This is a genomic window from Tabrizicola flagellatus (genome assembly GCF_008271465.1).
GTDB lineage: Bacteria > Pseudomonadota > Alphaproteobacteria > Rhodobacterales > Rhodobacteraceae > Tabrizicola > Tabrizicola flagellata.
On sequence record NZ_VMDU01000005.1, the window covers coordinates 229,597 to 251,266 of the forward strand.

General features: G+C 68.9%; 24 protein-coding genes and 1 pseudogene. 7 read left to right on the forward strand and 18 right to left on the reverse strand.

From position 1 onward, the window contains the following. Positions 1-68: 68 nt before the first annotated feature. The 5 genes from FL625_RS10215 to dapD form a co-directional block, all read right to left on the reverse strand. Positions 69-503, reverse strand: a complete 435-nt coding sequence (locus tag FL625_RS10215; RefSeq protein ID WP_149588561.1) for a GNAT family N-acetyltransferase — start codon at positions 501-503, stop codon at positions 69-71. Continuing rightward, entirely contained in the window at positions 500-1,651 is a 1,152-nt protein-coding gene (dapE, locus tag FL625_RS10220; RefSeq protein WP_149588562.1) for a succinyl-diaminopimelate desuccinylase, read from the reverse strand. The genes FL625_RS10215 and dapE overlap by 4 nt, the downstream gene beginning before the upstream one ends. A gap of 82 nt (positions 1,652-1,733) precedes the next feature. Further along, the gene (locus FL625_RS10225; RefSeq protein ID WP_149588563.1) at positions 1,734-2,078 is read right to left on the reverse strand and encodes a DUF8846 family protein; all 345 of its coding nucleotides are present in this window, start codon (positions 2,076-2,078) and stop codon (positions 1,734-1,736) included. Beyond that, a complete protein-coding gene (locus FL625_RS10230; protein ID WP_149588564.1) occupies positions 2,075-2,422 on the reverse strand; it encodes a hypothetical protein in 348 nt (115 codons plus the stop codon). The genes FL625_RS10225 and FL625_RS10230 overlap by 4 nt, the downstream gene beginning before the upstream one ends. Before the next feature lie 2 nt (positions 2,423-2,424). Beyond that, positions 2,425-3,249, reverse strand: coding sequence for a 2,3,4,5-tetrahydropyridine-2,6-dicarboxylate N-succinyltransferase (dapD, locus tag FL625_RS10235; protein WP_149588565.1), 825 nt, complete (start codon positions 3,247-3,249; stop codon positions 2,425-2,427). 80 nt (positions 3,250-3,329) lie between these two features. Between dapD and FL625_RS10240 the strand changes: the two genes are divergently transcribed. Then, a complete protein-coding gene (locus FL625_RS10240) occupies positions 3,330-4,151 on the forward strand; it encodes an LOG family protein (RefSeq protein WP_149588566.1) in 822 nt (273 codons plus the stop codon). Positions 4,152-4,174: 23 nt separating this feature from the next. Here the strand turns inward: FL625_RS10240 and FL625_RS10245 are convergent, their stop codons facing one another. Both FL625_RS10245 and FL625_RS10250 read right to left on the reverse strand, forming a co-directional pair. After that, positions 4,175-4,702, reverse strand: a complete 528-nt coding sequence (locus FL625_RS10245) for an NYN domain-containing protein (protein WP_149588567.1) — start codon at positions 4,700-4,702, stop codon at positions 4,175-4,177. A gap of 197 nt (positions 4,703-4,899) precedes the next feature. After that, complete coding sequence (locus tag FL625_RS10250) at positions 4,900-6,111, reverse strand: winged helix-turn-helix domain-containing protein (RefSeq protein WP_149588568.1); 1,212 nt, start codon at positions 6,109-6,111, stop codon at positions 4,900-4,902. A gap of 212 nt (positions 6,112-6,323) precedes the next feature. Here FL625_RS10250 and FL625_RS10255 point away from each other — a divergent pair, with 212 nt between their 5' ends. Further along, positions 6,324-7,676, forward strand: a complete 1,353-nt coding sequence (locus FL625_RS10255; RefSeq protein ID WP_235019373.1) for a cation:proton antiporter domain-containing protein — start codon at positions 6,324-6,326, stop codon at positions 7,674-7,676. Here the strand turns inward: FL625_RS10255 and FL625_RS10260 are convergent. Next, the gene (locus tag FL625_RS10260) at positions 7,612-8,841 is read right to left on the reverse strand and encodes an FAD-dependent monooxygenase (RefSeq protein ID WP_149588570.1); all 1,230 of its coding nucleotides are present in this window, start codon (positions 8,839-8,841) and stop codon (positions 7,612-7,614) included. The genes FL625_RS10255 and FL625_RS10260 overlap by 65 nt on opposite strands. 78 nt (positions 8,842-8,919) lie before the next feature. On the opposite strand from FL625_RS10260, the pseudogene FL625_RS10265 reads away from it, so the two are divergent. Further along, positions 8,920-10,248 (forward strand): annotated as a pseudogene (locus FL625_RS10265) (amidase). A gap of 80 nt (positions 10,249-10,328) precedes the next feature. Here the strand turns inward: FL625_RS10265 and rlmH are convergent. The 3 genes from rlmH to FL625_RS10280 form a co-directional block, all read right to left on the reverse strand. Continuing rightward, positions 10,329-10,799 carry a 23S rRNA (pseudouridine(1915)-N(3))-methyltransferase RlmH gene (rlmH, locus tag FL625_RS10270; protein ID WP_149588571.1) on the reverse strand — a complete coding sequence of 157 codons (471 nt, stop codon included), beginning with the start codon at positions 10,797-10,799 and terminating at the stop codon, positions 10,329-10,331. Then, a complete protein-coding gene (gene rsfS / locus FL625_RS10275; protein WP_354001250.1) occupies positions 10,799-11,179 on the reverse strand; it encodes a ribosome silencing factor in 381 nt (126 codons plus the stop codon). Before rsfS ends, rlmH begins: the two co-directional genes overlap by 1 nt. Before the next feature lie 152 nt (positions 11,180-11,331). Then, positions 11,332-11,892 (reverse strand): hypothetical protein, encoded by a 561-nt coding sequence (locus FL625_RS10280; RefSeq protein ID WP_149588572.1) that lies wholly within the window; start codon positions 11,890-11,892, stop codon positions 11,332-11,334. Positions 11,893-11,960: 68 nt separating this feature from the next. Here FL625_RS10280 and FL625_RS10285 point away from each other — a divergent pair, with 68 nt between their 5' ends. Both FL625_RS10285 and FL625_RS10290 read left to right on the forward strand, forming a co-directional pair. Beyond that, a complete protein-coding gene (locus FL625_RS10285) occupies positions 11,961-12,491 on the forward strand; it encodes a DUF2975 domain-containing protein (protein ID WP_149588573.1) in 531 nt (176 codons plus the stop codon). Between the two features lie 14 nt (positions 12,492-12,505). Then, the gene (locus FL625_RS10290; protein ID WP_149588612.1) at positions 12,506-12,721 is read left to right on the forward strand and encodes a helix-turn-helix domain-containing protein; all 216 of its coding nucleotides are present in this window, start codon (positions 12,506-12,508) and stop codon (positions 12,719-12,721) included. 9 nt (positions 12,722-12,730) lie between these two features. Here FL625_RS10290 and FL625_RS10295 read toward each other — a convergent pair whose 3' ends face one another. The 3 genes from FL625_RS10295 to FL625_RS10305 are packed head-to-tail and all read right to left on the reverse strand — an operon-like array spanning position 12,731 to position 15,048. Continuing rightward, a complete protein-coding gene (locus tag FL625_RS10295; protein ID WP_149588574.1) occupies positions 12,731-13,867 on the reverse strand; it encodes a CaiB/BaiF CoA transferase family protein in 1,137 nt (378 codons plus the stop codon). Further along, positions 13,864-14,472, reverse strand: a complete 609-nt coding sequence (locus tag FL625_RS10300) for a DsbA family protein (RefSeq protein ID WP_435532707.1) — start codon at positions 14,470-14,472, stop codon at positions 13,864-13,866. Before FL625_RS10300 ends, FL625_RS10295 begins: the two co-directional genes overlap by 4 nt. A gap of 39 nt (positions 14,473-14,511) precedes the next feature. Then, the gene (locus FL625_RS10305) at positions 14,512-15,048 is read right to left on the reverse strand and encodes a DUF721 domain-containing protein (RefSeq protein ID WP_149588576.1); all 537 of its coding nucleotides are present in this window, start codon (positions 15,046-15,048) and stop codon (positions 14,512-14,514) included. A gap of 165 nt (positions 15,049-15,213) precedes the next feature. Here FL625_RS10305 and mutY point away from each other — a divergent pair, with 165 nt between their 5' ends. Both mutY and FL625_RS10315 read left to right on the forward strand, forming a co-directional pair. Then, positions 15,214-16,257: an A/G-specific adenine glycosylase gene (mutY, locus tag FL625_RS10310; protein WP_149588577.1), complete on the forward strand. Its 1,044-nt coding sequence runs from the start codon at positions 15,214-15,216 to the stop codon at positions 16,255-16,257. Positions 16,258-16,350: 93 nt separating this feature from the next. Continuing rightward, positions 16,351-17,466 (forward strand): alkane 1-monooxygenase, encoded by a 1,116-nt coding sequence (locus FL625_RS10315; RefSeq protein ID WP_149588578.1) that lies wholly within the window; start codon positions 16,351-16,353, stop codon positions 17,464-17,466. Between the two features lie 6 nt (positions 17,467-17,472). On the opposite strand, the gene FL625_RS10320 is transcribed toward FL625_RS10315, so the two are convergent. From FL625_RS10320 to rnhB, 4 genes are all read right to left on the reverse strand, one after another. Beyond that, complete coding sequence (locus FL625_RS10320) at positions 17,473-19,017, reverse strand: acetolactate synthase large subunit (protein ID WP_149588579.1); 1,545 nt, start codon at positions 19,015-19,017, stop codon at positions 17,473-17,475. Beyond that, complete coding sequence (locus FL625_RS10325; RefSeq protein WP_149588580.1) at positions 19,014-19,664, reverse strand: DUF2062 domain-containing protein; 651 nt, start codon at positions 19,662-19,664, stop codon at positions 19,014-19,016. The genes FL625_RS10320 and FL625_RS10325 overlap by 4 nt, the downstream gene beginning before the upstream one ends. A gap of 154 nt (positions 19,665-19,818) precedes the next feature. Further along, positions 19,819-20,940 carry a site-specific DNA-methyltransferase gene (locus tag FL625_RS10330; protein ID WP_149588581.1) on the reverse strand — a complete coding sequence of 374 codons (1,122 nt, stop codon included), beginning with the start codon at positions 20,938-20,940 and terminating at the stop codon, positions 19,819-19,821. An 88-nt stretch (positions 20,941-21,028) separates the two neighbouring features. Then, positions 21,029-21,661 (reverse strand): ribonuclease HII, encoded by a 633-nt coding sequence (rnhB, locus tag FL625_RS10335; protein ID WP_149588582.1) that lies wholly within the window; start codon positions 21,659-21,661, stop codon positions 21,029-21,031. Between the last annotated feature and the right edge of the window lie 9 nt (positions 21,662-21,670).

Sequence of the window (21,670 nt, forward strand, 5' to 3'; positions counted from 1 at the left end):
GGAGGGCGCAGGCCCGACGACGAGAGGAAAGGCGCGCGCCGCAAGGCGCACCGCACGGTGACCGCCGGTCAGAGGGCGCGGCGCATGTGGCGGTGCGGGATGCCCGCGTCCAGGAATTCCTCGCCCTCGATCACGAACCCCAGCTTCTCGTAGAAGCCGGTTGCGTGCGACTGCGCGCCCAGACGGGCTTCCGTCACTCCCGGCTGATCGCGCAGCACCTCCAGCGCCGCCCCGATCAGCGCGGCGCCAAGCCCCAGGCCCCGCATCTCGGGCAGGACGCAGACCCGGCCGATCTTGCCCTCGGCCCCCTTCACCAGGATCCGCGCCGTCCCGGCCGGGCAGTCCCCGTCCCAGGCCAGAAGATGGATCGCGCGGTCATCCATCCCGTCCAGCTCGTCCGCCTCGCTGACGCCCTGCTCGTCGATGAACACCACCCGGCGCAGCGCCTGGCAGGTCGGGATGTCCCGTGTGATCTCGATCCTGAAACTGCCGGTCGCGGTCATGCGAAGTAATCCCGCAGGATGCGCCCATAGATCGCCTTCAGCTGGTGGATATGCGCGATCTCCACCCGCTCGTCCACCTGGTGCATGGTCTTGCCGACCAGGCCGAACTCGATCACCGGGCAATGGTCCTTGACGAAGCGCGCATCCGACGTGCCGCCAGATGTCGAGGCCACCGGCTTCCGCCCGGTCTCGGCCTCGACCGCGCGCGCCACCAGCGCCGACAGTTCGCCCGGCGGAGTCAGGAAGGCCTCGCCCGAAACGCCGATCTTCAGCCCGATCTCGCAGCCCGTCGCCTCGGCCACCGCCTCGGCCTCGTGCCGCAGCCAGGCCGACAGCGTGTCGCCGGAATGGGTGTCGTTGAACCGGATGTTGACCGTGGCCGTCGCCTGCGCCGGGATCACGTTTCCGGCCGGATTGCCGCAGTCGATGGTGGTGATCGCCAGCGTCGAGGGGTCGAAATGCTGCGTGCCCCGGTCCAGCGGTTCGGCGTCGAGCTTCGCCAGCAGTTTCACCAGCGCCGACAGCGGGTTCTTCGCCCGGTGCGGATAGGCGGAATGGCCCTGCACCCCGGTGACGGTGATCTTCGCCGTCAGGCTGCCGCGCCGGCCGATCTTCATCATCTCGCCCATCTGGTTGGGACAGGTCGGCTCGCCCACCAGGCAATGCGTCATCCGCTCGCCGTTGAAGGCCATCCAGTCCAGGATCGCCACCGTCCCGTCCTTGCCCTCGCCCTCCTCGTCGCCGGTGATCGCCAGGATCACCGCGCCGTCGGGGGGCGTCTCGCGCACGAAATCCACCGCCGCCGCGACGAAAGCCGCCACGCCCGACTTCATGTCGCAGGCGCCCCGGCCGTACATCACCCCGTCCTTGACCTCGGCCCCGAACGGATCATGCGTCCAGGCCGCCGCATCCCCCACCGGCACCACATCGGTATGCCCGTTGAACCCGAAGGCCCGGTTCGCGCCCGGCTTGCCCCAGCGCGCGTAGAGGTTGGCGATACCCCCCCGGTCCACCCGCGTGCAGCTGAACCCCGCCGCGCCCAGCACCTCGGCCAGAAGCCCGATGGCCCCGCCGTCCTCGGGGGTCACCGAAGGACAGCGGATCAGCCTTGCGGTCAGGTCCACGGGGTCGAGAGGTACGAAAGTCATGGTCAGGTCCACTGGCGCGGGATCGGAAGGCATCCCTATCCGCTTGCCCCCGGTCCTGCAACCGCAAGGCGACGCCCCGGCCTCAGTCGAAGAACGGCGTGACCTCGGCCACGATGACCGAGTTCTCCTTCAGCGCGCGCTCCATCAGGAAGCGCTCCTCGTCGTCGATCTCGTCCCCGGCCTTCGTCCGCTCGTCGAGGCTGCCCAGCCCCTGCACCTCCAGGGGCGCCATGTCGGCCTCCTTCAGGATCGCCACCGTCTCGCGCACCGCCTCGGCCTCGTCCACGCCGCTTGCATAGCACAGAAGCGCCGCCCCCGTGGCGCGCGGAGGCAGCCCGTCGCCCTCCTTGCGCCCGACCTGGACGATCAGCGAATAGACCTGCTGCGGGCGCTTCGCCTTGCCGGCGTCTTCGGGTGCATCGCTCATTCGCAGCGCTCCAGCAGGCTGACATAGCCGTCCTCGACCATCGCCAATCCCTTCGGCACCCGCATCAGCATCATCCGGTAGCTGTAGCTCTCGCCCTCGCCGTCGCACTCGGCATCATACAGCACCGCCGACATCCCCCGCACCTCGACCGGGTTCGTCAGCCGGCACAGGCTCTCGACCCCGTGGAACTGACCGTCCCGGATCATCAGGGCACCCCCATCCGAACCCACGGTCCGGCAGTCCCAACTGTCCGCGCCATCGGGCCGGTACACCCCGTCGAACGGCCCGGCCGCCACCGCACCCGCCGACACCGCCAGAAGAAACACCGCCACGATCCCGCGCATCCTCAGTCCCTCAGAAGTTCGTTGATGCTGGTCTTGGCGCGCGTCTGCGCATCGACCTTCTTCACGATCACCGCGCAGTAGAGGTTCACGCCCCCCTTCGACGGCATCGACCCGGCAACGACCACCGACCCCGCCGGCACCTCGCCATACATGACCTCGCCGGTCTCGCGGTCCACGATCTTCGTCGATTTCCCGATGAACACGCCCATCCCCAGGACCGACCCCTCGCGGACGATGCAGCCCTCCACCACCTCGGACCGCGCGCCGATGAAGCAGTTGTCCTCGATGATCGTCGGGCCCGCCTGCATCGGCTCCAGCACCCCGCCGATGCCGACCCCGCCCGACAGGTGCACGTTCTTGCCGATCTGGGCGCAGCTGCCGACCGTTGCCCAGGTATCGACCATGGTGCCCTCATCGACATAGGCGCCCAGGTTGACGAAGCAGGGCATCAGCACCGCACCCTTGCCGATGAAGGCCGACCGGCGCACCACGCAGTTCGGCACGGCACGGAACCCCGCCGCGCGCCATTCGCTGTCGCCCCAGCCGGCGAATTTCGAGTCCACCTTGTCCCACCAGGACCCGCCCTGCGGCCCGCCCGACTGCTGCGCCATGTCGCGCAGCCGGAAGCCCAGCAGCACCGCCTTTTTCGCCCACTGGTTCACATGCCAGTCCTGCCCGCGCTTCTCGGCCACGCGCAGCGTGCCGGCGTCCAGCGCGGCCAGCGTCGCCTCGATGGCATTGCGCATCTCGCCCCGCGTGGCCGGGCTGATGGTCTCCCGTGCCTCCCAGGCGGCTTCGATGGCGGCTTCAAGCTCGGCATGGGTCATGCGAAATTCCCTTTTCGGTTGGTCACGGGCCAGCCGACCCTATAAGCCTTGCACCAGTGCCACGCAATCCGAGCGAGTTGATGACCGAAGACCACCGCAGCCACCCCTTCCGCGATTCGATCGAGGACGCCGCCGCCGTCCACCGCATCCCCGAGACGGCCCAGACCCGCGCGCCGGCCTATCGGCTCGCCTTCCTCGACCGCGACTTCATGCTGCGCGACGAACTGCGCCCGGTGCGGCTTCAGCTGGAGCTTCTGAAGCCGCAGATGGTCATGGACGAACGCGGGATCGAATCGACCGTGGTCATGTTCGGCGGCGCCCGCATCCCGGCCCCCGAGCACCGCGACCGGGCGGCGACCCCGGTCCTGGCGAGCCTGTCGCATTACTACGACGAGGCGCGCCGCTTTGCCCGGCTGATGACGGAGCGCAGTCTTGCCAGCTATGGCCGCGAATGGGTGATCTGCACCGGCGGCGGCCCCGGCGTGATGGAGGCCGGCAACCGCGGCGCGGACGAGGCCGGGGGCCAGTCGATCGGCCTGAACATCGTCCTGCCGCACGAACAGGCCCCGAACGGTTTCGTGACGCCCGACCTGTCGTTCAACTTCCACTACTTCGCCATCCGCAAGATGCATTTCCTGATGCGGGCGAAGGCCGTCGTGGTCTTTCCCGGCGGCTTCGGCACGATGGACGAGATGTTCGAAAGCCTGACCCTGATCCAGACCGGCCGGATGAAGTCGGTCCCCTTCCTCCTGTTCGGCCGCGACTGGTGGGAGCGCGTGGTGAACTGGCAGCAGCTTGCCGATGCCGGCGTCATCAGCCCCGAGGACCTGTCGCTTTTCGCCATGGTCGAGACGGCGGAAGAGGCGGTCGCGGTGATCGACGGCTGGGAGGTGCCGACCTGACCCCGTTACCAGCGTAGGGTGCGCTACAGCGCACCGACCCCGGCCAGCCCCTGCAACCAGACCTTCCCTTCGCGGACCCCGCCCCGGATCAGGAACCCCGGCTCCCGCACCTCGGGGTGGGCCTCGGCCCAATCTCGGAACCGGTCGTTGGTCACGATCCTGGCCTCGAACTCGCGCGCCGTCTGCAACAGGAACGGGTCGGCCTGCGTGCCCTTCGGCACCACCAGGACCTGCCGCTCCTCCAGATCCAGAAGGCGTGCGAACTCGCCGTCATGCAGGTAGCGGCCGAACAGCTTCCAGCCCGCGTTGGCATCGAAGACGACGCCCGGCACGAAGCCCTGGCCGGCCACCGCGCGCACCACCTCCTGCACCACCCCAAGGTCGGGTGCGTTCTCGCGCCAATGCATGACGTTCGACCCGTCGATCAGGACCCAGGCTTCCGGCCCGACTTGCGACCGCTCGCCCTTGGGGCGTCGCAGCCACAGGACCAGAAACGTTGCCGCAAGGGCCGCAGCAAGAAGGGCGAGGTAGAGGATCGTGTCGTCTGTCAATCTTCCAGGGTCCGCAACGCGCTGATTGGCAAAGTCTAGCCGCGCGCGATGTCGTCTGCCAAGCGGCGCACAGCCGATTCGCCCGGCATGGTAAATCCCGCATCTGCCCGCTTCGCGTCGGGACGAAAAGCCGACGCATGCCAGACGGATGCCAGACCGTCAACCTGTTCGAAATGGCCTGATTTAACACAGCGTTCTCAAAGGCTTGACCGGATCAGGGTCTCCCTTTCCCATCCATCCGCGAATTCGACCCTCTCGCAGCCCGCGAAAGCCGCCAGCCGGTCCAGCTCTGCCTCCAGCTTCGCCCGGCGGCCCTTGGTCAGCTTTACCCCGGCCTCGGGCCAGAAGGCCTTGACCCGCAGGCTGCCCACATCGCGGAAGGCCTTCATGTCGATCCGCCCGATCAGCCGGTCGCCCTCCAGGACCGGAAAGACATAATAGCCATAGACCCGCTTCGGCTCGGGCACGAAGACCTCGATCCGGTAGTGGAAGCCGAACAGGAACTCGGCCCGGTCGCGGTCGCGCAAGGCCGGGTCGAAGGGCGACAGGATGCGCAGGCGGGGGGTGGGTTCTGGCGGGGTCTCCTCCAGAATCTCCGGGAAAATGAAGACCTTGCGCCGCTGACCCTCGGCGCCTTCGACCTCGGCCGCAATGATCTCGCCCTGGCCGAGCGCCGTGCGGCACCAGTCCTTTGCGGCCTCCGGCCCGACCGCGTTCCAGTAGGCCGCGATCTCTCCGCTTGTGCCGAAGCCCAGATGCCGCAGCGCCGAGCGGCAGGCCCAGTCCGTCACCGTCTCGGCGGGGACGGGGGCGCGATGCGGCTCGGGGATCACCCGTTCGGTCAGGTCGTAGATCTTGGCGAAGCCATCGCGCCGGGTGATCGCCAGCTTGCCCGTCCGCCACAGCCATTCCAGCGCGGTCTTCGAGGGATGCCAGTCCCACCAGCCACCCTTGCCGCGTTCCTCCCCCTCGCCGACATCGGCGGTGCCGACCGGCCCATCTCTGGCTATCCGATTGAGAATGCTGTCGAATTGCGCCTCATACCCCTCGCGGAACCACCGCTTCCAGTTCGCCTCCAGCCGCACCGCATCGCGCCGGAAGCGATGCTGCCAGACCCCGTGCAAGGCCACCGGCAGGATCGAGGCGTCATGCGTCCAGTGCTCCCAGAGGGCCCGGTCCCGTTCCAGCAGACGCTTCAGCGCCGCGGGGCGATAGGACTGCCGGCGCGACCACAGGATCATGTCATGGGCGCGCGCGACGGTGTTGATGCTGTCCACCTGGACGAACCCGATCCGCGCGATCAGGTCGTGCAGCGCCTGACCCGAGGCTGGACCCCGGGGCGGCTCGGCAAGCGCATGACGGTGCAGGAACAGGCGGCGGGCGCGGGGGTTCGGGATCAGCGGAGTCATTCCCAAGGCGTAACATTGCAAACTGTTTCGGCAAATGCGCGAATCGTGACCTTCCGGAACGGCTCAGCCGATTGCATCGCGTCGATCCTTGCCTACTATCCTGTTGTCTCCTGACAGGATTTCCCGACTGGCGACTGGCCGGACCCCGTGGCTCGGGGCTGCCGGCCGGAAAGGATGCAGAAGGTTTGCCGCACGAAACGCCCCTGATCACCATGCTTGTCGCCGGCTTCGGGCTGGCCTTCCTGTTTGGCCTGATGGCCCAGCGGCTGAAGCTGCCGCTGATCGCGGGCTACCTGCTTGCGGGAGTGGTGATCGGCCCCTTCACCCCCGGCTTCGTCGCCGATACCGACCTTGCGGGCGAGTTGGCCGAGCTTGGCGTCATTCTCTTGATGTTCGGGGTCGGCCTGCATTTCTCGCCCCGCGACCTGATGGCGGTGAAGGGCATCGCGCTGCCCGGCGCGCTGGGCCAGATCGCGGTGGCGACGCTCGCCGGTACCGGGGTCGGCTGGGCGATGGGGTGGAGCCTCGGGGCCGGGCTGATCTTCGGCATCGCGCTGTCGGTCGCCTCGACCGTCGTCCTGCTGCGCGCGTTGCAGGACCGCGAACTGATCCAGACCGACAAGGGCCGCGTCGCCGTGGGCTGGCTGATCGTCGAGGATCTGGTGATGGTGCTGGCGCTGGTGCTGATCCCGCCGCTGGCGGGCCTCCTGGGCGGGACGGCGATGCCGGTCAGCGAGGATGCCGAGATCGTCGCCGAAGTCACCCAGAACATCGGTATCGGCCCGATCGCGGCTACAGTACTGATAACATTGGTGAAAGCGGCGGCCTTTGTGGCCCTCATGCTGGTGATCGGCCGCCGGGTCATCCCCTGGATCCTGCATTTCGTGGCCCATACCCTGTCGCGCGAACTGTTCCGGCTGGCGGTCCTCGCCATCGCGCTGGGCGTGGCCTACGGCGCGACGCATTTCTTCGGCGTCTCCTTCGCGCTGGGGGCTTTCTTCGCCGGGATGGTGATGTCCTCCTCGACCCTGTCGCAGCAGGCCATGCGGGAAACCCTGCCGCTGCGCGATGCCTTCGCGGTGCTGTTCTTCGTCTCGGTGGGCATGCTGTTCAACCCGGCGATCCTGATGTCGAAACCCCTGGCGCTGCTGGCCACGGTGACGATCATCGTCGGCGTCAAGGCGGCGGCCGGGTTCTATCTGGTCCGGCTTCTGGGCGAGGGCCGCGACATGGCGCTGACCATCGCGGCAAGTCTCGCCCAGATCGGCGAATTCTCGTTCATCCTGATCACCATGGGCGCGAAATTGGACATCGTCCCGCCCGAGGCGCGCGACCTTGTGGTGGCGGGCGCGATCCTGTCGATCCTGGCCAACCCGCTGTTGTTCCACCTGCTCGACCGGCGCGAGGCGCGCAAGGCGGCGGCTCCTCGTTCGCCTTCGGCTCCTCCTCGCGAGGCGGCGGCGAGGAGTGCCGAAGGCATCGACGAGCCTTCGGCGGAACCTACACCGGACGCCCCGTCAGAAGGCGCGGAAGCTCGCCCGTCAGCCCCGCCGCTTGCCGGATGAAGCCGCGGCGCAGGCCGGGCAGGGCGCCTATCACCCCCATCCCGAGGTCGCGCGCCAGGCGCAACAGCGGATTGTCGCTGGAAAACAGCCGGTTGACCCCGTCCATGCCCAGGGCCAGCGCCGTCGCGTCGAACCGGCGCCAGCGCTGGTATTCCTCCAGCGCGGCGGGGCTGCCCGGGTCCTCGCCCCGGCGGCGGGCGAGGATAAGCACCTCGGCCAGCGCCGCCACGTCGCGCAGGCCGAGGTTCAGCCCCTGCCCGGCGATCGGATGCACCCCATGTGCCGCATCGCCGACCAGCGCCACGCGGGGGGCAATGAAGTGTTCGGCCAGGGACAGCGACAGGGGATAGGTGAAGCGGTCCCCGGCCAGCGCGATCTGCCCCAGGAAATCGCCGAAGCGGGGGCGCAACGCCTCGAGATAGGCGTCATCCGGCAGGGCCTGGATCGCGGCGGCGGTGGCGTCGGTCTCGCTCCAGACGATGCTGGAGTGGTGGCCGCCCTTCAGGGGCAGGATCGCCAGCGGACCCGAGGGCATGAAGAACTGATGCGCGATGCCCTGGTGGTCGCCTTCGTGCCGGATCGCGGTGACAAGCGCGGTCTGGCCATAGCCCCAGCCAACCCGGCGGATCCCCGCGCGGGCGGCCACGCCCGAGCCGCGCCCGTCGCAGCCGACCAGCAGTCCCCCCGTCAGCCGGCGCCCCGAGGCGAGCGTCACCGTCACCCCCGCCGGCCCGGCCTCTTGCGCGACGACGCTTTCGCCCGAGAGTAGCGTCACCCCCGGCGCGGCCTGCATCGCGGCAAGGAAGGCCGCGTAGAGGTGGCGGTCCTCCAGCATGTGGCCCATCGGGCCTTCCTCGATCTCGGCAGCGTCGAACTGCAGGAAAAAGGGCGCCGCCCCCTCGCCCGGGCGGCCGTCGGAGGCCTTGATCTGCAGGATCGGCTGCGCCCGGTCGGCGACCGCAGGCCAGATGCCGATGGCGGTGAGCAGGCGGACCGAGGCGATGGCCAGCGCATAGGCGCGCCCGTCGAACCCCGCCTCGGCCCGGGCCGGCGCGGGGCGGGCGTCGATCACCGTCACCCGGAAGCCGCCCTGTGCCAGCGCCAGGGCCAGCGCGGTGCCGTTCAGCCCTCCGCCCGCGATCAGGATGTCGGCGTCCCGTTCCATGCCCCCCTACATACCCCGCGCCGACGGATTGTCCATGCGTCGCCAAGCCGCTACGGTCGCCGGAAAACGGGGGATGCCATGACCGGAACCTGGGCGCACATGACCGCAGCCGAACTCGGGCGCGAGATCGACGCGGGTCGCATCCATCCGGTCGAGCTGACCGAAGCCTTCCTGCACGAGATCGACACGCATCCCCTCGCCGCCCGGATCTATGCCCGTGCCACGCCGGCCCGGGCGCGGGGCGAGGCGATGGCCGCCGCCGCCCGCGCCAAGGCGGGCCTGCGCCGGGGGCCGCTCGACGGGGTGCCGCTCAGCTGGAAGGACAATTTCGACACGGCGGGCGTGGCGACCGAGGCGGGGTCGGCGCTCTTGAAGGGCCGGGTGCCCGAGCGGGATGCGGCGGTGCTGGCGACAGTGACTCTGAACGGGCTGGTGTGCCTCGGCAAGACGCACATGTCGGAACTGGCCTTTTCCGGGCTGGGCCTGAACCCGGTAACGGCGACGCCGCCCTGCCTGAACGACGACCGCGCGGTGCCTGGGGGGTCGTCCTCGGGCGCGGCGGCCTCGGTGGCCTTCGGGCTGGCGCCGGCGGCCATCGGGTCGGACACCGGCGGTTCGGTGCGGATCCCGGCGGCCTGGAACGACCTGGTGGGGCTGAAGACCGCGCTCGGCAGCCTGCCGACCGAAGGGGTGGTGCCGCTCTGCGAACGCTTCGACACGATCGGGCCGCTGGCCCATTCGGTCTAGGACTGCGCCCTCCTGCTCGAGGCCATGGGCGGGGCGCGGACCGACCTGGGTGGTGCGACGCTGGCCGGAATGCGGCTGGCGGTGCTGGAGACCGTCGCGCTGGACGACATGCGCGCGCGGCCGGCGCAGGGTTTCGAGGATGCGGTGGCGCGGCTGGCGCGGGCCGGGGCGCGGATCGAGCGATTCGCCCTGGCCGAAGTGGCCGAGGCGATGGGTCTGGCCGGGGTTCTGTTCACCCCCGAAGCCTATGCCATCTGGCGCGAGACGATCGAGCGCGCGCCCGAGAAGATGTTTCCGCGCATCCTCGAACGTTTCCGCTCGGGTGCCGGGGTTCCGGCCACGGACTACATCGCTGCCTGGCGCCGGCTGGAGGAGATCCGGTGGGTCTGGTCCGACCGGGTGGCCGAGTTCGATGCGGTGCTCTTGCCCTCTTCGCCGATCCTGCCGCCGGATGCGAACCGGCTGATGACCGACGACGCCTATTATGTGACCGAGAACCTCTTGGCGCTGCGCAACACCCGGATCGGCAACCTGATGGGAGGCTGCGCGCTGAGCCTGCCGACCTCTCAGCCCTCTTGCGGTATCGGCCTCATGGCCGGGCCGGGGCAGGAGGCGCGGCTGTTGCGGCTGGGTGCTGCGGCGGAACGGGCGCTCTTGTAGGGGCGGCTCGTCGAAGCCCTTCGGGCACTCCTCGCCTGCGCCCGGCCGAGGAGCGACCGGATGAAGCGAGGAGGCTGCCGTCAGACCCGGTGATAGGGCGAACCCGCAAGGATGGTCGCGGCGCGGTAGAGCTGTTCGGCCAGCATGACCCGGACCAGCATGTGCGGCCAGACCATGCGGCCGAAGCTGAGCACCAGGTCGGCCCGGGCGCGCAGTGCCGGGTCCACCCCGTCCGCCCCGCCGATCACGAAGGCCGCATCCTGTCGCCCCCCGTCGCGCCAGCCGGCAAGCTGCGCGGCGAACTCGGGGCTGGTGAGGAGCTTGCCCCGTTCGTCCAGCACGCAGAGCGCCGCACCCTCGGGAATCGCGCGCGCGAGCAGCGCGCCCTCGGCCGCCATGCCGCCGCCCTTGCGGTCCTCGACCTCGTGCTCGGCCACCGGGCCGAGGCCGAGGGGCCGCCCGCTGCGGTCGAGCCTTTGCAGGTAGTCGTCCACCAGATCGCGCTCTGCCCCCGCCCGCAGGCGGCCGACGGCGCAGAGGTGCAGCCGCATCAGGCCTTGGCCGCGCGGGCCGCGCCCGCCCCCATGGGCAGCCACATCTTTTCCAGCTGGTAGAAGTCGCGCACTTCCGGGCGGAAGACATGGACGATCACGTCGCCCGCGTCGATCAGCACCCAGTCGCCGGTTTCCTTCCCCTCCATGCGGACGGAAATCCGCATCTCCTGCTTCAGCCGGTCGGCAAGCTTTTCCGAGATCGAGGCGACCTGGCGCGACGACCGGCCCGAGCAGATCACCATGTAGTCGGCCACGTCCGACCGGCCGCGCAGGTCGATCTGCACGATGTCCTCGGCCTTGTCGTCATCGACGGATTTCAGCACCAGGGCCAGGACATCCTCGGACGCATGGTCCTGCTGGGCATCGGCGGGTTTCAGACGCGGACCGACCGGCAGGCCGGTGGCGGGATCAGAATGCGACAGGACCGGGTCCTCCAGAGACAGGCGCGGCCGATGGCCCCCGCGCCGGGGCTTCGGAAAAGAGTAGCATCCGGGACGCGCAATCTCAACCGAAGGCGGGCGCCTACGCGCTATTCGGCGGCTTGGCAAGGCTTGATCGCGCGCAGGACCTCGGGACCGAGCAGGTCGGACAGCCGCCCGTCGGCGACCAGCGGCAGGAAGGGGCCATCCGCCGCCACCCGGAGCAGGACCGAGCCCCGGGCCTCTGGCGCGGGTCCATCGCCGATCGCGCAGCCGCCGATCCCGAGGCCGAGCTGCCCCCGCGCCGCCCCTTCGCGCTTCCACCCCGCGATTTCCGCCTGAAAGGCGCGCATCCGGGCGACCTCGGCCTCGGCGATGGCAAAGCCGCGGGCGGTGGCGCCAGCCGGCAGGGCGACGCCGGGCGGAGCGGGGCGGTCCGCAAGGCGGAAGCTGCCCGAGAGCCGATCTTTCCCCCGGGAGGCGGAGAGATCCAGCCGGGCGCTGCCGGGCGTGACTGCAAGGCCGGGCGGCAGGATCACGACCAGTTCCAGCGCGGCCGGATCGGCCGTCAGCGGGTCGAACGCGGCAAGGCGCGCCGCCGTGGAGGGAACGACCGAGGCACAGGCGGAGAGCGCAAGAAGGCCAAGGAAGGCGCGCAGGGCAGAGAGCATGAGAGTCACCTTTGACAGCCAGATTTTACTATTTTACGATAAAACATCGTCGCAAAGGGAGAATGTCAATGGAGGAAATCGCGCGTCTGCGGAAACTGTCGGGCATCCTGTATGGGGTCGCGCTGGCCCTGTCGGCGATTCTGCCGGTCGTGGTGCTGATCTATGCTGGCAAGGGGGTGACGGACCCGTCCTCGCTGTTGGCCCAGGCGCCCCTTGTGCCGGCGGGGACGCCGGTCAGCCAGGTTCAGGCCGGGCTGGTCGGGGCGCTGGGCATCCTCTCGGTCCTGCCGATGGTCGCAGCCTTGCGCGGGATGGCGCGGCTGTTCGGCCGCTATGCCGAGGGCACCGTGCTGGAGGCCGGCAATGCCGAGACGATCCTGCGGATCGGCCGCGCGCTGGTCCTGGTGGCGCTGTTCACCATCCTGGTGCCCACGGCGCAGACCCTGATCCTCAGCTGGGCCGCGCCGGACAAGGTGCTCGCGATCGGGCTTGACGGCGGCACGCTGGGCTTCCTGATGGCGGCCGGGCTGTTGACCGTGATCGGCTGGGCAATGCGCGAGGCGGCGCGGGTCAAGGCCGAGAACGAGGGCTTCGTCTGATGCCTCCCCGCAGCATGCAGATCGTCGTCCGTCTGGACGTGATGCTGGCCCGGCGCAAGATGCGCTCGCGCGAGCTGGCCGAGAGGATCGGGATCACCGAGCAGAACCTGTCGCTGCTGAAATCGGGCAAGGTCAAGGGCATCCGCTTCGAGACGCTTGCCGCGATCTGCGCCGCGCTGGACTGCCAGCCCGGCGACATCCTGGAAGCGGTGCCAGCGGGCGAGGCCTGAGCCTGGCTGTCAGCCCTTCTTGCCCAGCACCTCGGCCTGGTGCTGGCCCAGACGCGGCGCGGGGCGGTCCAGCGCCAGTTCGGCCGCCGAGAAGGTCATCGGGCTGCGCACGCCCGGCACGCCCTCTGGCGCGATCCGCATGCCCCGCGCTATGACCTGCGGATCGGCAAAGACCTCGGCCATGTCGTTGATCGGCCCGGCGGGGACGCCCTCGGCCTCGCAGGCGGCCAGAAGGTCGGCCTTGGCGAACCGGCGCGTGGCGGCGGTCAGCCTTTCCGTCAGCGCGGCGCGGTTGGTCACGCGGTCGGCGTTGGTCAGGAAGGCGGGATCGGTCGCAAGCTCCGGCAGCCCGAGGATCGCGCAGAGCCGCTGATACTGCGCGTCGTTGCCGGTGGCGAGGATGATCCAGCCGTCCTTGCAGTCGAACACCGCGTAAGGCGCGAGGTTCGGATGCGCGTTGCCCATCAGACCCGGCGGCTTGCCCGAGGCGAGGTAGTTCATCGCCTGGTTCGCCATGATCGAGGTCGCCACGTCCAGCAGCGCCATGTCGATGTGCTGGCCCTCGCCCGTCCGTCCACGCTGGATCAAGGCGGCAAGGATCGCGGTCGCGGCATAGACCCCGGTGAACACGTCCGTCACCGCCACGCCCACCTTCTGTGGCTGGCCGTCGGCGGGGCCGGTCACGCTCATCAACCCGGACATGCCCTGGATGATGAAGTCATAGCCCGCACGATGCGCGTAGGGGCCGGTCTGGCCGAAGCCGGTGATCGAACAGTAGATCAGCCGCGGGTTCACCTTGCGCAGGCTGTCGTAGTCCAGCCCGTATTTCGCCAGGCCCCCGACCTTGAAGTTCTCGATCACCACATCGGCGTCAGCGACCAGGCGGCGCACGGTCTCCTGCCCTTCGGGTGTGCGGAAATCGCAGGTGATGCCGCGCTTGCCGCGGTTCGCGGCGTGGAAATAGGCGGCGGAGCGTTCCCCTTCCACCTCGAGGAACGGAGGCCCCCAGCGCCGGGTGTCGTCGCCCTCGGGCGCCTCGACCTTGATGACTTCGGCCCCGAGGTCGGCCAGCGTCTGGCCTGCCCAGGGCCCGGCCAGGATCCGCGCCAGTTCGATGACACGGATCCCTTGCAGAGGTGTGGTCATTCCTTGGCCAGCTCGGCGTCGATGATCGCCTTGAGGTCGGCGTAGGTCATGTTGGAATGCTTGGTGCCGTTGATGAACAGCGTGGGCGTGCCTTGCACCCCGTCGGCCTCGAAATTGGTCTGGAACTGCTTGATCAGCGCCTCGGCATGGGGCGCGTCGTTCAGGCAGGCGTCCATCGCGGCATCCTCCAGCCCCGCCGCGCGGCCGATGGTCTTGAGCTGTTCGACCACGGCCTGCGGGCTTTCTGCGGCCGCCCATTCCTTCTGCTTGGAAAACAGCATGTCCTGGATGCCGAAATAGCGCATCTCGCCGCCGCAGCGAGCGATCAGAGCCGCCCAGAGGCCATAGCGGTCGAAATAGACCTCGCGCAGGGTGAAATGCACCTTGCCGGTGTCGATGTAGTCCTTCTTCAGCTGGGTGAAGACGTTGTCGTGGAAATCCGCGCAATGCGGGCAGGTGAAGCTGGCATATTCGACGATCTTGACCTTGGCGTCGGGCGATCCCAGCGAATAGTCGCTGACTGCGGGGGCGGCGGCCTCGGTGGTGGTTTCCTGGGCCAGCGCCGGGGTCATGGCCGCGGTGGCGGCAGCGGCAAGGGCGATCATGGCCCGGCGGTTAAGTTTCATCATCGGTCGGCGTCCTTTTCAGCCCGAAGTTCTGGGTCGGGGGCGAGTTAAGATGTTTTGCGCCAGCTGTTCAAGCGCGCTGCGCAAGCCCGGATCGGAGACACCTTCGGCCACGATAGCGGCCCTTGCGGCCACGGCCGGATCGGCGGGCTTCGCTGCCTTGGGCGCAGGGGTGAATTCGGCCTGACCCTCGGCAAAGCCGGTGGCGGCGGTCTGGGTCAGGTGGATGTGCTGGATGGCGGCATAGCCATAGACGGCATTCACCCGTTCCTTCAACTGCGGCAGCGCCATCTGCACCATCGGCGCCTCGCTGGCCTTGACCAGAAGGGTCAGCGTCGCCCCGAACCCGCCCTTGCCATAGCCGATCTTCACCGGCCGGGTCCGGCGCGCCATGTCCTCGCCCGCGACCTCGGCCCAGTGGGTCAGCAGACGCGCGACGGCAAAGCCGCGCGACTCTCCGGCCACGCGCAGCGCGTCCTTCATCAGTCCGAAGGCAGGCTCGAACCCGCGCATCCGGTGCTCGGCACTGGGTGAGGGGAGGGGCTGGCGGCTCATCTGCTCCTGTCCTTTGCGCCCATTCTACCTGATGCGCGGCCCCTCGCCAGAGGCAAGGCTGAAACAGGAATAAACATTGCGTCAGCGGATGGTTACCCGGTGCCCGGACGCCCGGCGCGGCCGCGCCCTCTGGCCGCCGGCGTCGCGTCCGCTATCTTCGCCCCGATGCAGGCCCCCGAATCCCTTTCCGCCCGGCTCCTGTCCTGGTACGACCGCTTCGCCCGCGCGATGCCCTGGCGGGTCCCGCCACAGGACCGTGCAGCGGGCATCCGCCCCGACCCCTACCGCGTCTGGCTGTCCGAGGTCATGCTGCAGCAGACCACCGTCGCGGCGGTGAAGGATTACTTCCACCGCTTCACCGCGCGCTGGCCCACGGTAAACGACCTTGCCGCCGCCGAGGATGCGCAGGTGATGGGCGAATGGGCGGGACTGGGCTACTACGCCCGCGCCCGCAATCTGCTCAGATGCGCCCGGGCGGTCGCCTCGGACCATGGTGGCCGGTTCCCCGCGACCCGCGACGCCCTTCTGGCACTGCCCGGGATCGGGCCCTACACGGCCTCCGCCATCGCGGCCATCGCCTTCGACGAACCCGCGACCGTGGTCGATGGCAACGTCGAGCGCGTGATCGCGCGCCTTCACCTGGTCGAGACCCCGCTTCCCGCCGCCAAGCCGGAACTCACGGCGCTAGCCGCCCGGCTGACCCCGACCTCCCGCCCCGGCGACTATGCCCAGGCCATCATGGACCTCGGCGCCACCATCTGCACCCCCCGCTCTCCGGCCTGCGGGATCTGTCCGTGGTCGGATGCCTGCCGCGCACGGGCAAGGGGCGTCCAGGCCGAGCTTCCCCGCAAGACCCCGAAGCCCGACAAGCCCATCCGGCGCGGCACGCTCTGGCTTGGTCACGGGGACGGCGCCATCCTCCTGGAACGCCGCCCGGAGAAGGGCCTCCTCGGCGGGATGCTGGGTTTTCCCGGGGACGGCTGGGACGGGCAGGGGGGGCCGGCACCGGCCGTCGCCGACTGGCAGGATATCGGCGAGGTGCGCCACACCTTCACCCATTTCCACCTGATCCTGTCGGTCCGGGTCGCCCGGCTGGACGGCCCCCCGGACCGGGGCGAGATGATCCCGCACCACCAGTTCCGCCCTGCCGACCTGCCCACGGTCATGCGCAAGGCCTGGGATCTCGCCCGGGGTCAGCTTTCAGGATGATCCGGAACAAAGCCAAGATTCTTCGACGAAAAATCTTGGCCACCCGCCCGTTGGCGACTTTGATGCCGGTCGAGCTTGATCTAGACTGCCGGCATGAGCCCTTTGCCCGCCGTCCTGCCGTTCTGGCTGTCCCTTGCCCTGCCGCCGCTCGCGGTCATCGGGCTCTGGTTCGGCGGCTGGACCATCGCGCTCCTGCCTCTCTCGACCTGGTGGCTTTTCACCCTGCTGGATGCAATCACCGGCCACAACACAGCCAATCCCGATCCGCAGACGCCAGAGGCGCAGCTGGGCGCCTACCGGATGGTCACGCTGGTCTGGTTCCCGATCCAGCTTGCGCTGCTGGTGGCCATGCTCTGGTTCGTCCCGCGCGCCGACCACCTGGACGCCGGCGAGAAGCTGGCGCTGTTCTTCGGCATGGGGGTCGTCTCGGGCACCATCGGCATCAACTATGCGCATGAGCTGATGCACCAGAGGTCGCGGCTGGAGCGCTGGCTTGCCGACCTGCTCCTCGCCTCGGTGCTGTATTCGCATTTCCGGTCGGAACATCTGCGCGTCCACCACATCCATGTCGGCACTCCACGCGATCCGGTGACCGCGCGCTACAACGAGGGCTTCCATCGCTATTTCCCCCGCGTGCTGCGGCAATGCCCGCCTTCGGCCTGGCGGGCCGAGGTGGTGATGCTGGCCCGGCGCGGCCTGCCCTGGTGGCACCGGACAAACCCGTTCTGGCGCTATGCCGCCTTGCAGGCAGGGTTTCTCGCGCTTGCACTGGGGCTGGGCGGCTGGGAGGGGTTGGGGCTGTTCCTGGTCCAGGCCGTCACCGCGATCTGGCAGCTGGAGCTGGTGAACTACATCGAACACTACGGCCTGACGCGCCGCCATCTCGGCGGGGGACGCTATGAACATGTCCTGCCGCGCCACAGCTGGAACGCGGACCAGCGCGCCTCGAACTGGCTGCTGATCAATCTCCAGCGCCATTCCGACCATCACTACAAACCCGATAGGCGCTTTCCGGTCCTGCAGACCTACCCGCCGGAAGAGGCGCCGCAGCTGCCCTTCGGCTATCCGCTGATGACCATGGCAGCGATGGTCCCGCCCTTGTGGAAGCGGATCATGAACCCCCGCGTCCGCGCCTGGCGGCGTCGGCATTACCCCGACATCGGCGATTGGCACCCCTACAACAAGGCGCTGAACCCGGTCGCAGGCTGAGCGGGCTCAGCAGACGACCTCGATCAGCCGCGGGCCGCGCTGGGCCATTGCCTCGGCAAAGGCGGTGTTGAAGCCGGCCATGTCGGCGACACGCACTCCCGCCACGCCATGCCCCTGCGCCAGCGCCACCCAGTCCAGCGCCGGCCCCTCGACATCGAACATGCGTTGCGCGTTGCGACCGACCTCGTTCACCCCCATCGCCGCCAGCTCGTCGCGCAGGATCTGGTAGCCGCGGTTGGCGAAGATCACCACGGTCACGTCCAGCCCCTCGCGCGCCATGGTCCACAGCGACTGCAGCGTGTACATCCCCGACCCGTCGCCCTCCAGCACCACGACCTTGCGGTCCGGGCAGGCCACCGCCGCGCCCACGGCATTGGGCAGGCCAAAGCCGATCGAGCCGCCGGTGATCGTCAGCGCATCATGCCCCCGCGCCCGCTTCAGCCCCGGCGCAAGGAAGTAGGAGGCCGAGATCCCCTCGTCCACCACCACCGCGTCCTCGGGCATAAGCGCGGCGATCGCCTCGCCGACCTTGGTAACGGTCAGCTCGCCCTCGGGCAGGGCGGGCAGGTCGAGGGACACGAAATCCTCCGACCCAAGCGCGGCCTCGCCCAGTTCGGCGGCCAGCGCCTGAAGGGTCCAGGCGATGTCCATGTCGCGGCTGCACAGGTCGATCAGCCGGGTGTCGGGGTCGTCCGGGGTGGAGGGAAGCCCGGGATAGGCGAAGAAGCCCGCCGGACGGGTCGTGCCGCAGAGGACCAGCGCCGGGGCGCCCTGCAAGAGCTTCAGGTTCTCTTCGATCCGGTAGGCCATGCGCTCGATCCTCACCGCGCCCGCCCCACGGCGGAAACGGCTGACGAAGAAGGGCTGCATCAGCCGCGCCCCCGCCGCCTTGGTCAGCCGTTTCGCCAGCAGGCCAAGGTCAGTGAACAGCACCGGCCCATCGACCAGGAGCACCGCCCCCGGCTGGCGCAGCGCCCTGGCGGCGGCCTTCACCTCGGCCTCGGAGGGCCGGCGCAGCGCTGGCGGAGGGGCGGCGACCGCGTGGCCCGTGGCCGGCTCCCAGGCGGTGTTTGCCGGCAGGATCAGCGTGGCGATCTGCCCACCCTTCGCCCGTGCGGCCTGCACCGCCTCGGCAGCGTCCTGCGCAACCTTGCCTGCCTCGGAACAGACGCGCGTCCAGTGCGACACGGCCTGCGACACGCCCACCGTGTCGCCCTTCAGCGGCGCCTCGAAGCGCAGATGATAGTCGGCATGGTCGCCCATGATGTTCAGGACACCCGACTGCGCCTTTCGGGCATTGTGCAGGTTGGCGAAGGCGTTGCCGAAGCCGGGCGCCAGATGCAGAAGCGTCGCTGCCACCTCTCCCGCCATTCGGTAGTAGCCGTCCGCCGCGCCGGACACTCCGCCCTCGAACAGGCAGAGGATGCAGCGCATCTCGGGGTGGCGGTCCAGCGCCGCGACGAAATGCATCTCGGACGTTCCGGGATTGGCAAAGCAGACCCTGACACCCGAGGCCAGCAGCGTCTCGACCAGGGCATTCGCACCGTTCATTTCCCGTTCCCTTCATCTGTCGCCTCGGCCTTCGCCGACAGCTTCTGTGCCCGCGCCTCGCGCCTGGCAGCCCGCAGTTTCTGATAGCCGTTCAGGGCCGGCAGGCTGAGCCAGTACGACGCGATCGCCGCGACCAGGCCGGGGCCCATGCCACCGACCAGATAGGGCAGGAACACGCCGCGGAAGAACCGCTCCAGCCGGTCCCAGCGCATCTCCTCTGCGGTGAAGATCGCACGGACATTCCGGTAGATCTCGTCGCCCGCCTGTCCGAAGGCCGTCATGACCTGCGACATGGGAACCCCATCGGCCCTGGTGCCCAGGATCGTCTGGCCGAGGTCGATCGACAGCATCGCGATGAACGGGAAGGTCAGGGGGTTGCCTGCCGCGGTGCCGATCAGCGAGGCGATGATGTTGCCGCGGATGATCCAGGCCAGGAACACCGCCAGGAAGAAATGCAGCCCGAACAGCGGCGTGAAGGAGGCGAAGACCCCGCAGGCGATCCCCCGCGCGATCCGGTGCGGTGCGTCGGGGATGCGGCTGGCGCGATGGCGCAGATAGCGGAACGCCCGGCCCCAGCCACCTCGCGGCAGCACCAGGGCGCGCAGCTTTTGCCAGAGGCTGAGTGGCTTGCGTCGGCGAAAGACCATCCGTGTTCCATCCCGATATCAGAACCGGGATAGGAAACCTGGGGGCCGGGATCAACCAACTCGAGGCCAAGGAACGGAAAAAACCCCGCCAGGACATCCCGGCGGGGTGAAGGTGTCCCCCAGGCGGACCGGGGGACAGGCGTGTTCCGAAATCTCAGTGCGTGCGGCTGCCGTCGGCCTCCATCTCGGCCCGGATCTGTTGCCGCAGGATGTCGATGGGGACCAGCTTGCCGTCGCGCTTGAAGTGCCAGTAGGTCCAGCCGTTGCAGGAGGGCGCGCCTTCCAGCGCCGCGCCGACCTGGTGGATCGAGCCCTTCACGTCATTGCCGATCAGCGTGCCGTCGGCCCGCACCTTGGCCTTGAAGCGGTTGCCCAGGCTGAAAAGCTCTTCCCCCGGCCGCAGCATCCCGCGTTCGACCACCTGGCCGAAGGGCACCCGCGGCTCGGCGCGTTTCGAGCCCGAGACCTCCAGCGCCGAGGCGTCGAAGCGGCGGACCCGTGCGATCCGCTCGGCGGCAGCCTTGCGATAGGCGGCTTCGCGTTCGATGCCGATGAAGTCGCGGCCCAGCATCTTGGCGACCGCACCCGTGGTGCCGGTGCCGAAGAACGGGTCCAGCACCACGTCGCCGGGATTGGTGGTGGCGACCAGCACCCGGTGCAGCAGCGCCTCGGGCTTCTGCGTCGGATGGGCCTTGTCGCCGTTCTCGTCCTTCAGCCGCTCGTGCCCGGTGCAGAGCGGGATCACCCAGTCCGACCGCATCTGCACGCCGTCGTTCAGCGCCTTCAGCGCCTCGTAGTTGAAGGTGTATTTCGCCGCCTCGTCGCGGCTGGCCCAGATCAGCGTCTCGTGCGCGTTGGTGAGCCGCTTGCCCTTGAAGTTCGGCATGGGGTTCGACTTGCGCCAGATGACATCGTTAAGCAGCCAGAAACCCTGGTTCTGCAATTCGGCCCCCAGGCGAAACACATTGTGGTAGCTGCCGATCACCCAGATCGCCCCGTGAGGCTTCAGCAGGCGCCTTGCGGCCGCCAGCCAGTCGCGGGTGAAGGCGTCGTAGGCGGCAAAGCTGGAGAACTGGTCCCAGTGATCGTCCACCGCATCGACCTTCGAATTGTCGGGCCGGTGCAGCTCACCCTTGAGCTGCAGGTTGTAGGGCGGGTCGGCGAAGATCAGGTCCACGGAGGAAGGCGGGAGGGAATTCATCACCTCCACGCAGTCGCCGGCAAGGATCTGGTTCAGCGGAAGCGCCCCTTCCGCCGCGGTATTCCTGGTCGTCATGTCTCTGCCTCTGCCCCCGGCATCTTGCGTGCCGATGTTGCAGGGAATCATGAGTCACAGCCGATTCGTCGTCAAATTCTTTTTTGAATCAAGAACTTACAGAATTCGCTTGATACAATATGTTGTGGACGGGGCGGAACGAACGTCTATGCCAAGGGGTGACGCCCAGAGTTTGCAGCGCCTCCAGATGCGCCTTGGTCGGGTAGCCGGCATTGGCTTCCCAGCCGTAGCCGGGGTGCTGTTGCGCCAAATCCACCATGATCCGGTCGCGCGTGACCTTGGCCACGATGGATGCCGCCGCAATCGACAGGCAGCGCGCGTCGCCCTTGACGATGGCCGTCGCCGGACAGGCCAGCCCGCGCGGGACCAGGTTGCCGTCGATCAGGGCGTGGTCCGCGTCAAGGCCCGCCACCGCCCGCTCCATCGCCAGGTGGCTGGCGCGAAGGATGTTCAGGCTGTCGATCTCCTCGACACTGGCATGCGCGACCGAGACCTCGGCCAGCGCCATGATCTCGTCGAACAACGCCTCGCGCCGCGCAGCCGTCAGCATCTTGGAATCGCGCAGGCCCGCCGGGATCCGGGCGGGGTCCAGCCGCACGGCACAGGCGGTCACCGGGCCGGCCAGGGGTCCGCGCCCAACCTCGTCCACGCCGACCACCCGCAGGGCGCCGGTGCAGAGCGCCTCGGTCTCGTGCAGGAAATCGGGAAGGTTGCGGGCCATGTGTCCACC

What these genes read in the sequence shown, in the direction of transcription:
- FL625_RS10215 (WP_149588561.1), bottom strand. Translation starts at nt 503, where the DNA reads ATGACCGCGACCGGCAGTTTCAGGATCGAGATCACACGGGACATCCCG.
- dapE (WP_149588562.1), bottom strand. Translation starts at nt 1,651, where the DNA reads ATGACTTTCGTACCTCTCGACCCCGTGGACCTGACCGCAAGGCTGATC.
- FL625_RS10225 (WP_149588563.1), bottom strand. Translation starts at nt 2,078, where the DNA reads ATGAGCGATGCACCCGAAGACGCCGGCAAGGCGAAGCGCCCGCAGCAG.
- FL625_RS10230 (WP_149588564.1), bottom strand. Translation starts at nt 2,422, where the DNA reads ATGCGCGGGATCGTGGCGGTGTTTCTTCTGGCGGTGTCGGCGGGTGCG.
- dapD (WP_149588565.1), bottom strand. Translation starts at nt 3,249, where the DNA reads ATGACCCATGCCGAGCTTGAAGCCGCCATCGAAGCCGCCTGGGAGGCA.
- FL625_RS10240 (WP_149588566.1), top strand. Translation starts at nt 3,330, where the DNA reads ATGACCGAAGACCACCGCAGCCACCCCTTCCGCGATTCGATCGAGGAC.
- FL625_RS10250 (WP_149588568.1), bottom strand. Translation starts at nt 6,111, where the DNA reads ATGACTCCGCTGATCCCGAACCCCCGCGCCCGCCGCCTGTTCCTGCAC.
- FL625_RS10255 (WP_235019373.1), top strand. Translation starts at nt 6,324, where the DNA reads ATGCTTGTCGCCGGCTTCGGGCTGGCCTTCCTGTTTGGCCTGATGGCC.
- FL625_RS10260 (WP_149588570.1), bottom strand. Translation starts at nt 8,841, where the DNA reads ATGGAACGGGACGCCGACATCCTGATCGCGGGCGGAGGGCTGAACGGC.
- rlmH (WP_149588571.1), bottom strand. Translation starts at nt 10,799, where the DNA reads ATGCGGCTGCACCTCTGCGCCGTCGGCCGCCTGCGGGCGGGGGCAGAG.
- FL625_RS10280 (WP_149588572.1), bottom strand. Translation starts at nt 11,892, where the DNA reads ATGCTCTCTGCCCTGCGCGCCTTCCTTGGCCTTCTTGCGCTCTCCGCC.
- FL625_RS10285 (WP_149588573.1), top strand. Translation starts at nt 11,961, where the DNA reads ATGGAGGAAATCGCGCGTCTGCGGAAACTGTCGGGCATCCTGTATGGG.
- FL625_RS10290 (WP_149588612.1), top strand. Translation starts at nt 12,506, where the DNA reads ATGCAGATCGTCGTCCGTCTGGACGTGATGCTGGCCCGGCGCAAGATG.
- FL625_RS10295 (WP_149588574.1), bottom strand. Translation starts at nt 13,867, where the DNA reads ATGACCACACCTCTGCAAGGGATCCGTGTCATCGAACTGGCGCGGATC.
- FL625_RS10300 (WP_435532707.1), bottom strand. Translation starts at nt 14,472, where the DNA reads ATGATCGCCCTTGCCGCTGCCGCCACCGCGGCCATGACCCCGGCGCTG.
- FL625_RS10305 (WP_149588576.1), bottom strand. Translation starts at nt 15,048, where the DNA reads ATGAGCCGCCAGCCCCTCCCCTCACCCAGTGCCGAGCACCGGATGCGC.
- mutY (WP_149588577.1), top strand. Translation starts at nt 15,214, where the DNA reads ATGCAGGCCCCCGAATCCCTTTCCGCCCGGCTCCTGTCCTGGTACGAC.
- FL625_RS10315 (WP_149588578.1), top strand. Translation starts at nt 16,351, where the DNA reads ATGAGCCCTTTGCCCGCCGTCCTGCCGTTCTGGCTGTCCCTTGCCCTG.
- FL625_RS10320 (WP_149588579.1), bottom strand. Translation starts at nt 19,017, where the DNA reads ATGAACGGTGCGAATGCCCTGGTCGAGACGCTGCTGGCCTCGGGTGTC.
- FL625_RS10325 (WP_149588580.1), bottom strand. Translation starts at nt 19,664, where the DNA reads ATGGTCTTTCGCCGACGCAAGCCACTCAGCCTCTGGCAAAAGCTGCGC.
- FL625_RS10330 (WP_149588581.1), bottom strand. Translation starts at nt 20,940, where the DNA reads ATGACGACCAGGAATACCGCGGCGGAAGGGGCGCTTCCGCTGAACCAG.
- rnhB (WP_149588582.1), bottom strand. Translation starts at nt 21,661, where the DNA reads ATGGCCCGCAACCTTCCCGATTTCCTGCACGAGACCGAGGCGCTCTGC.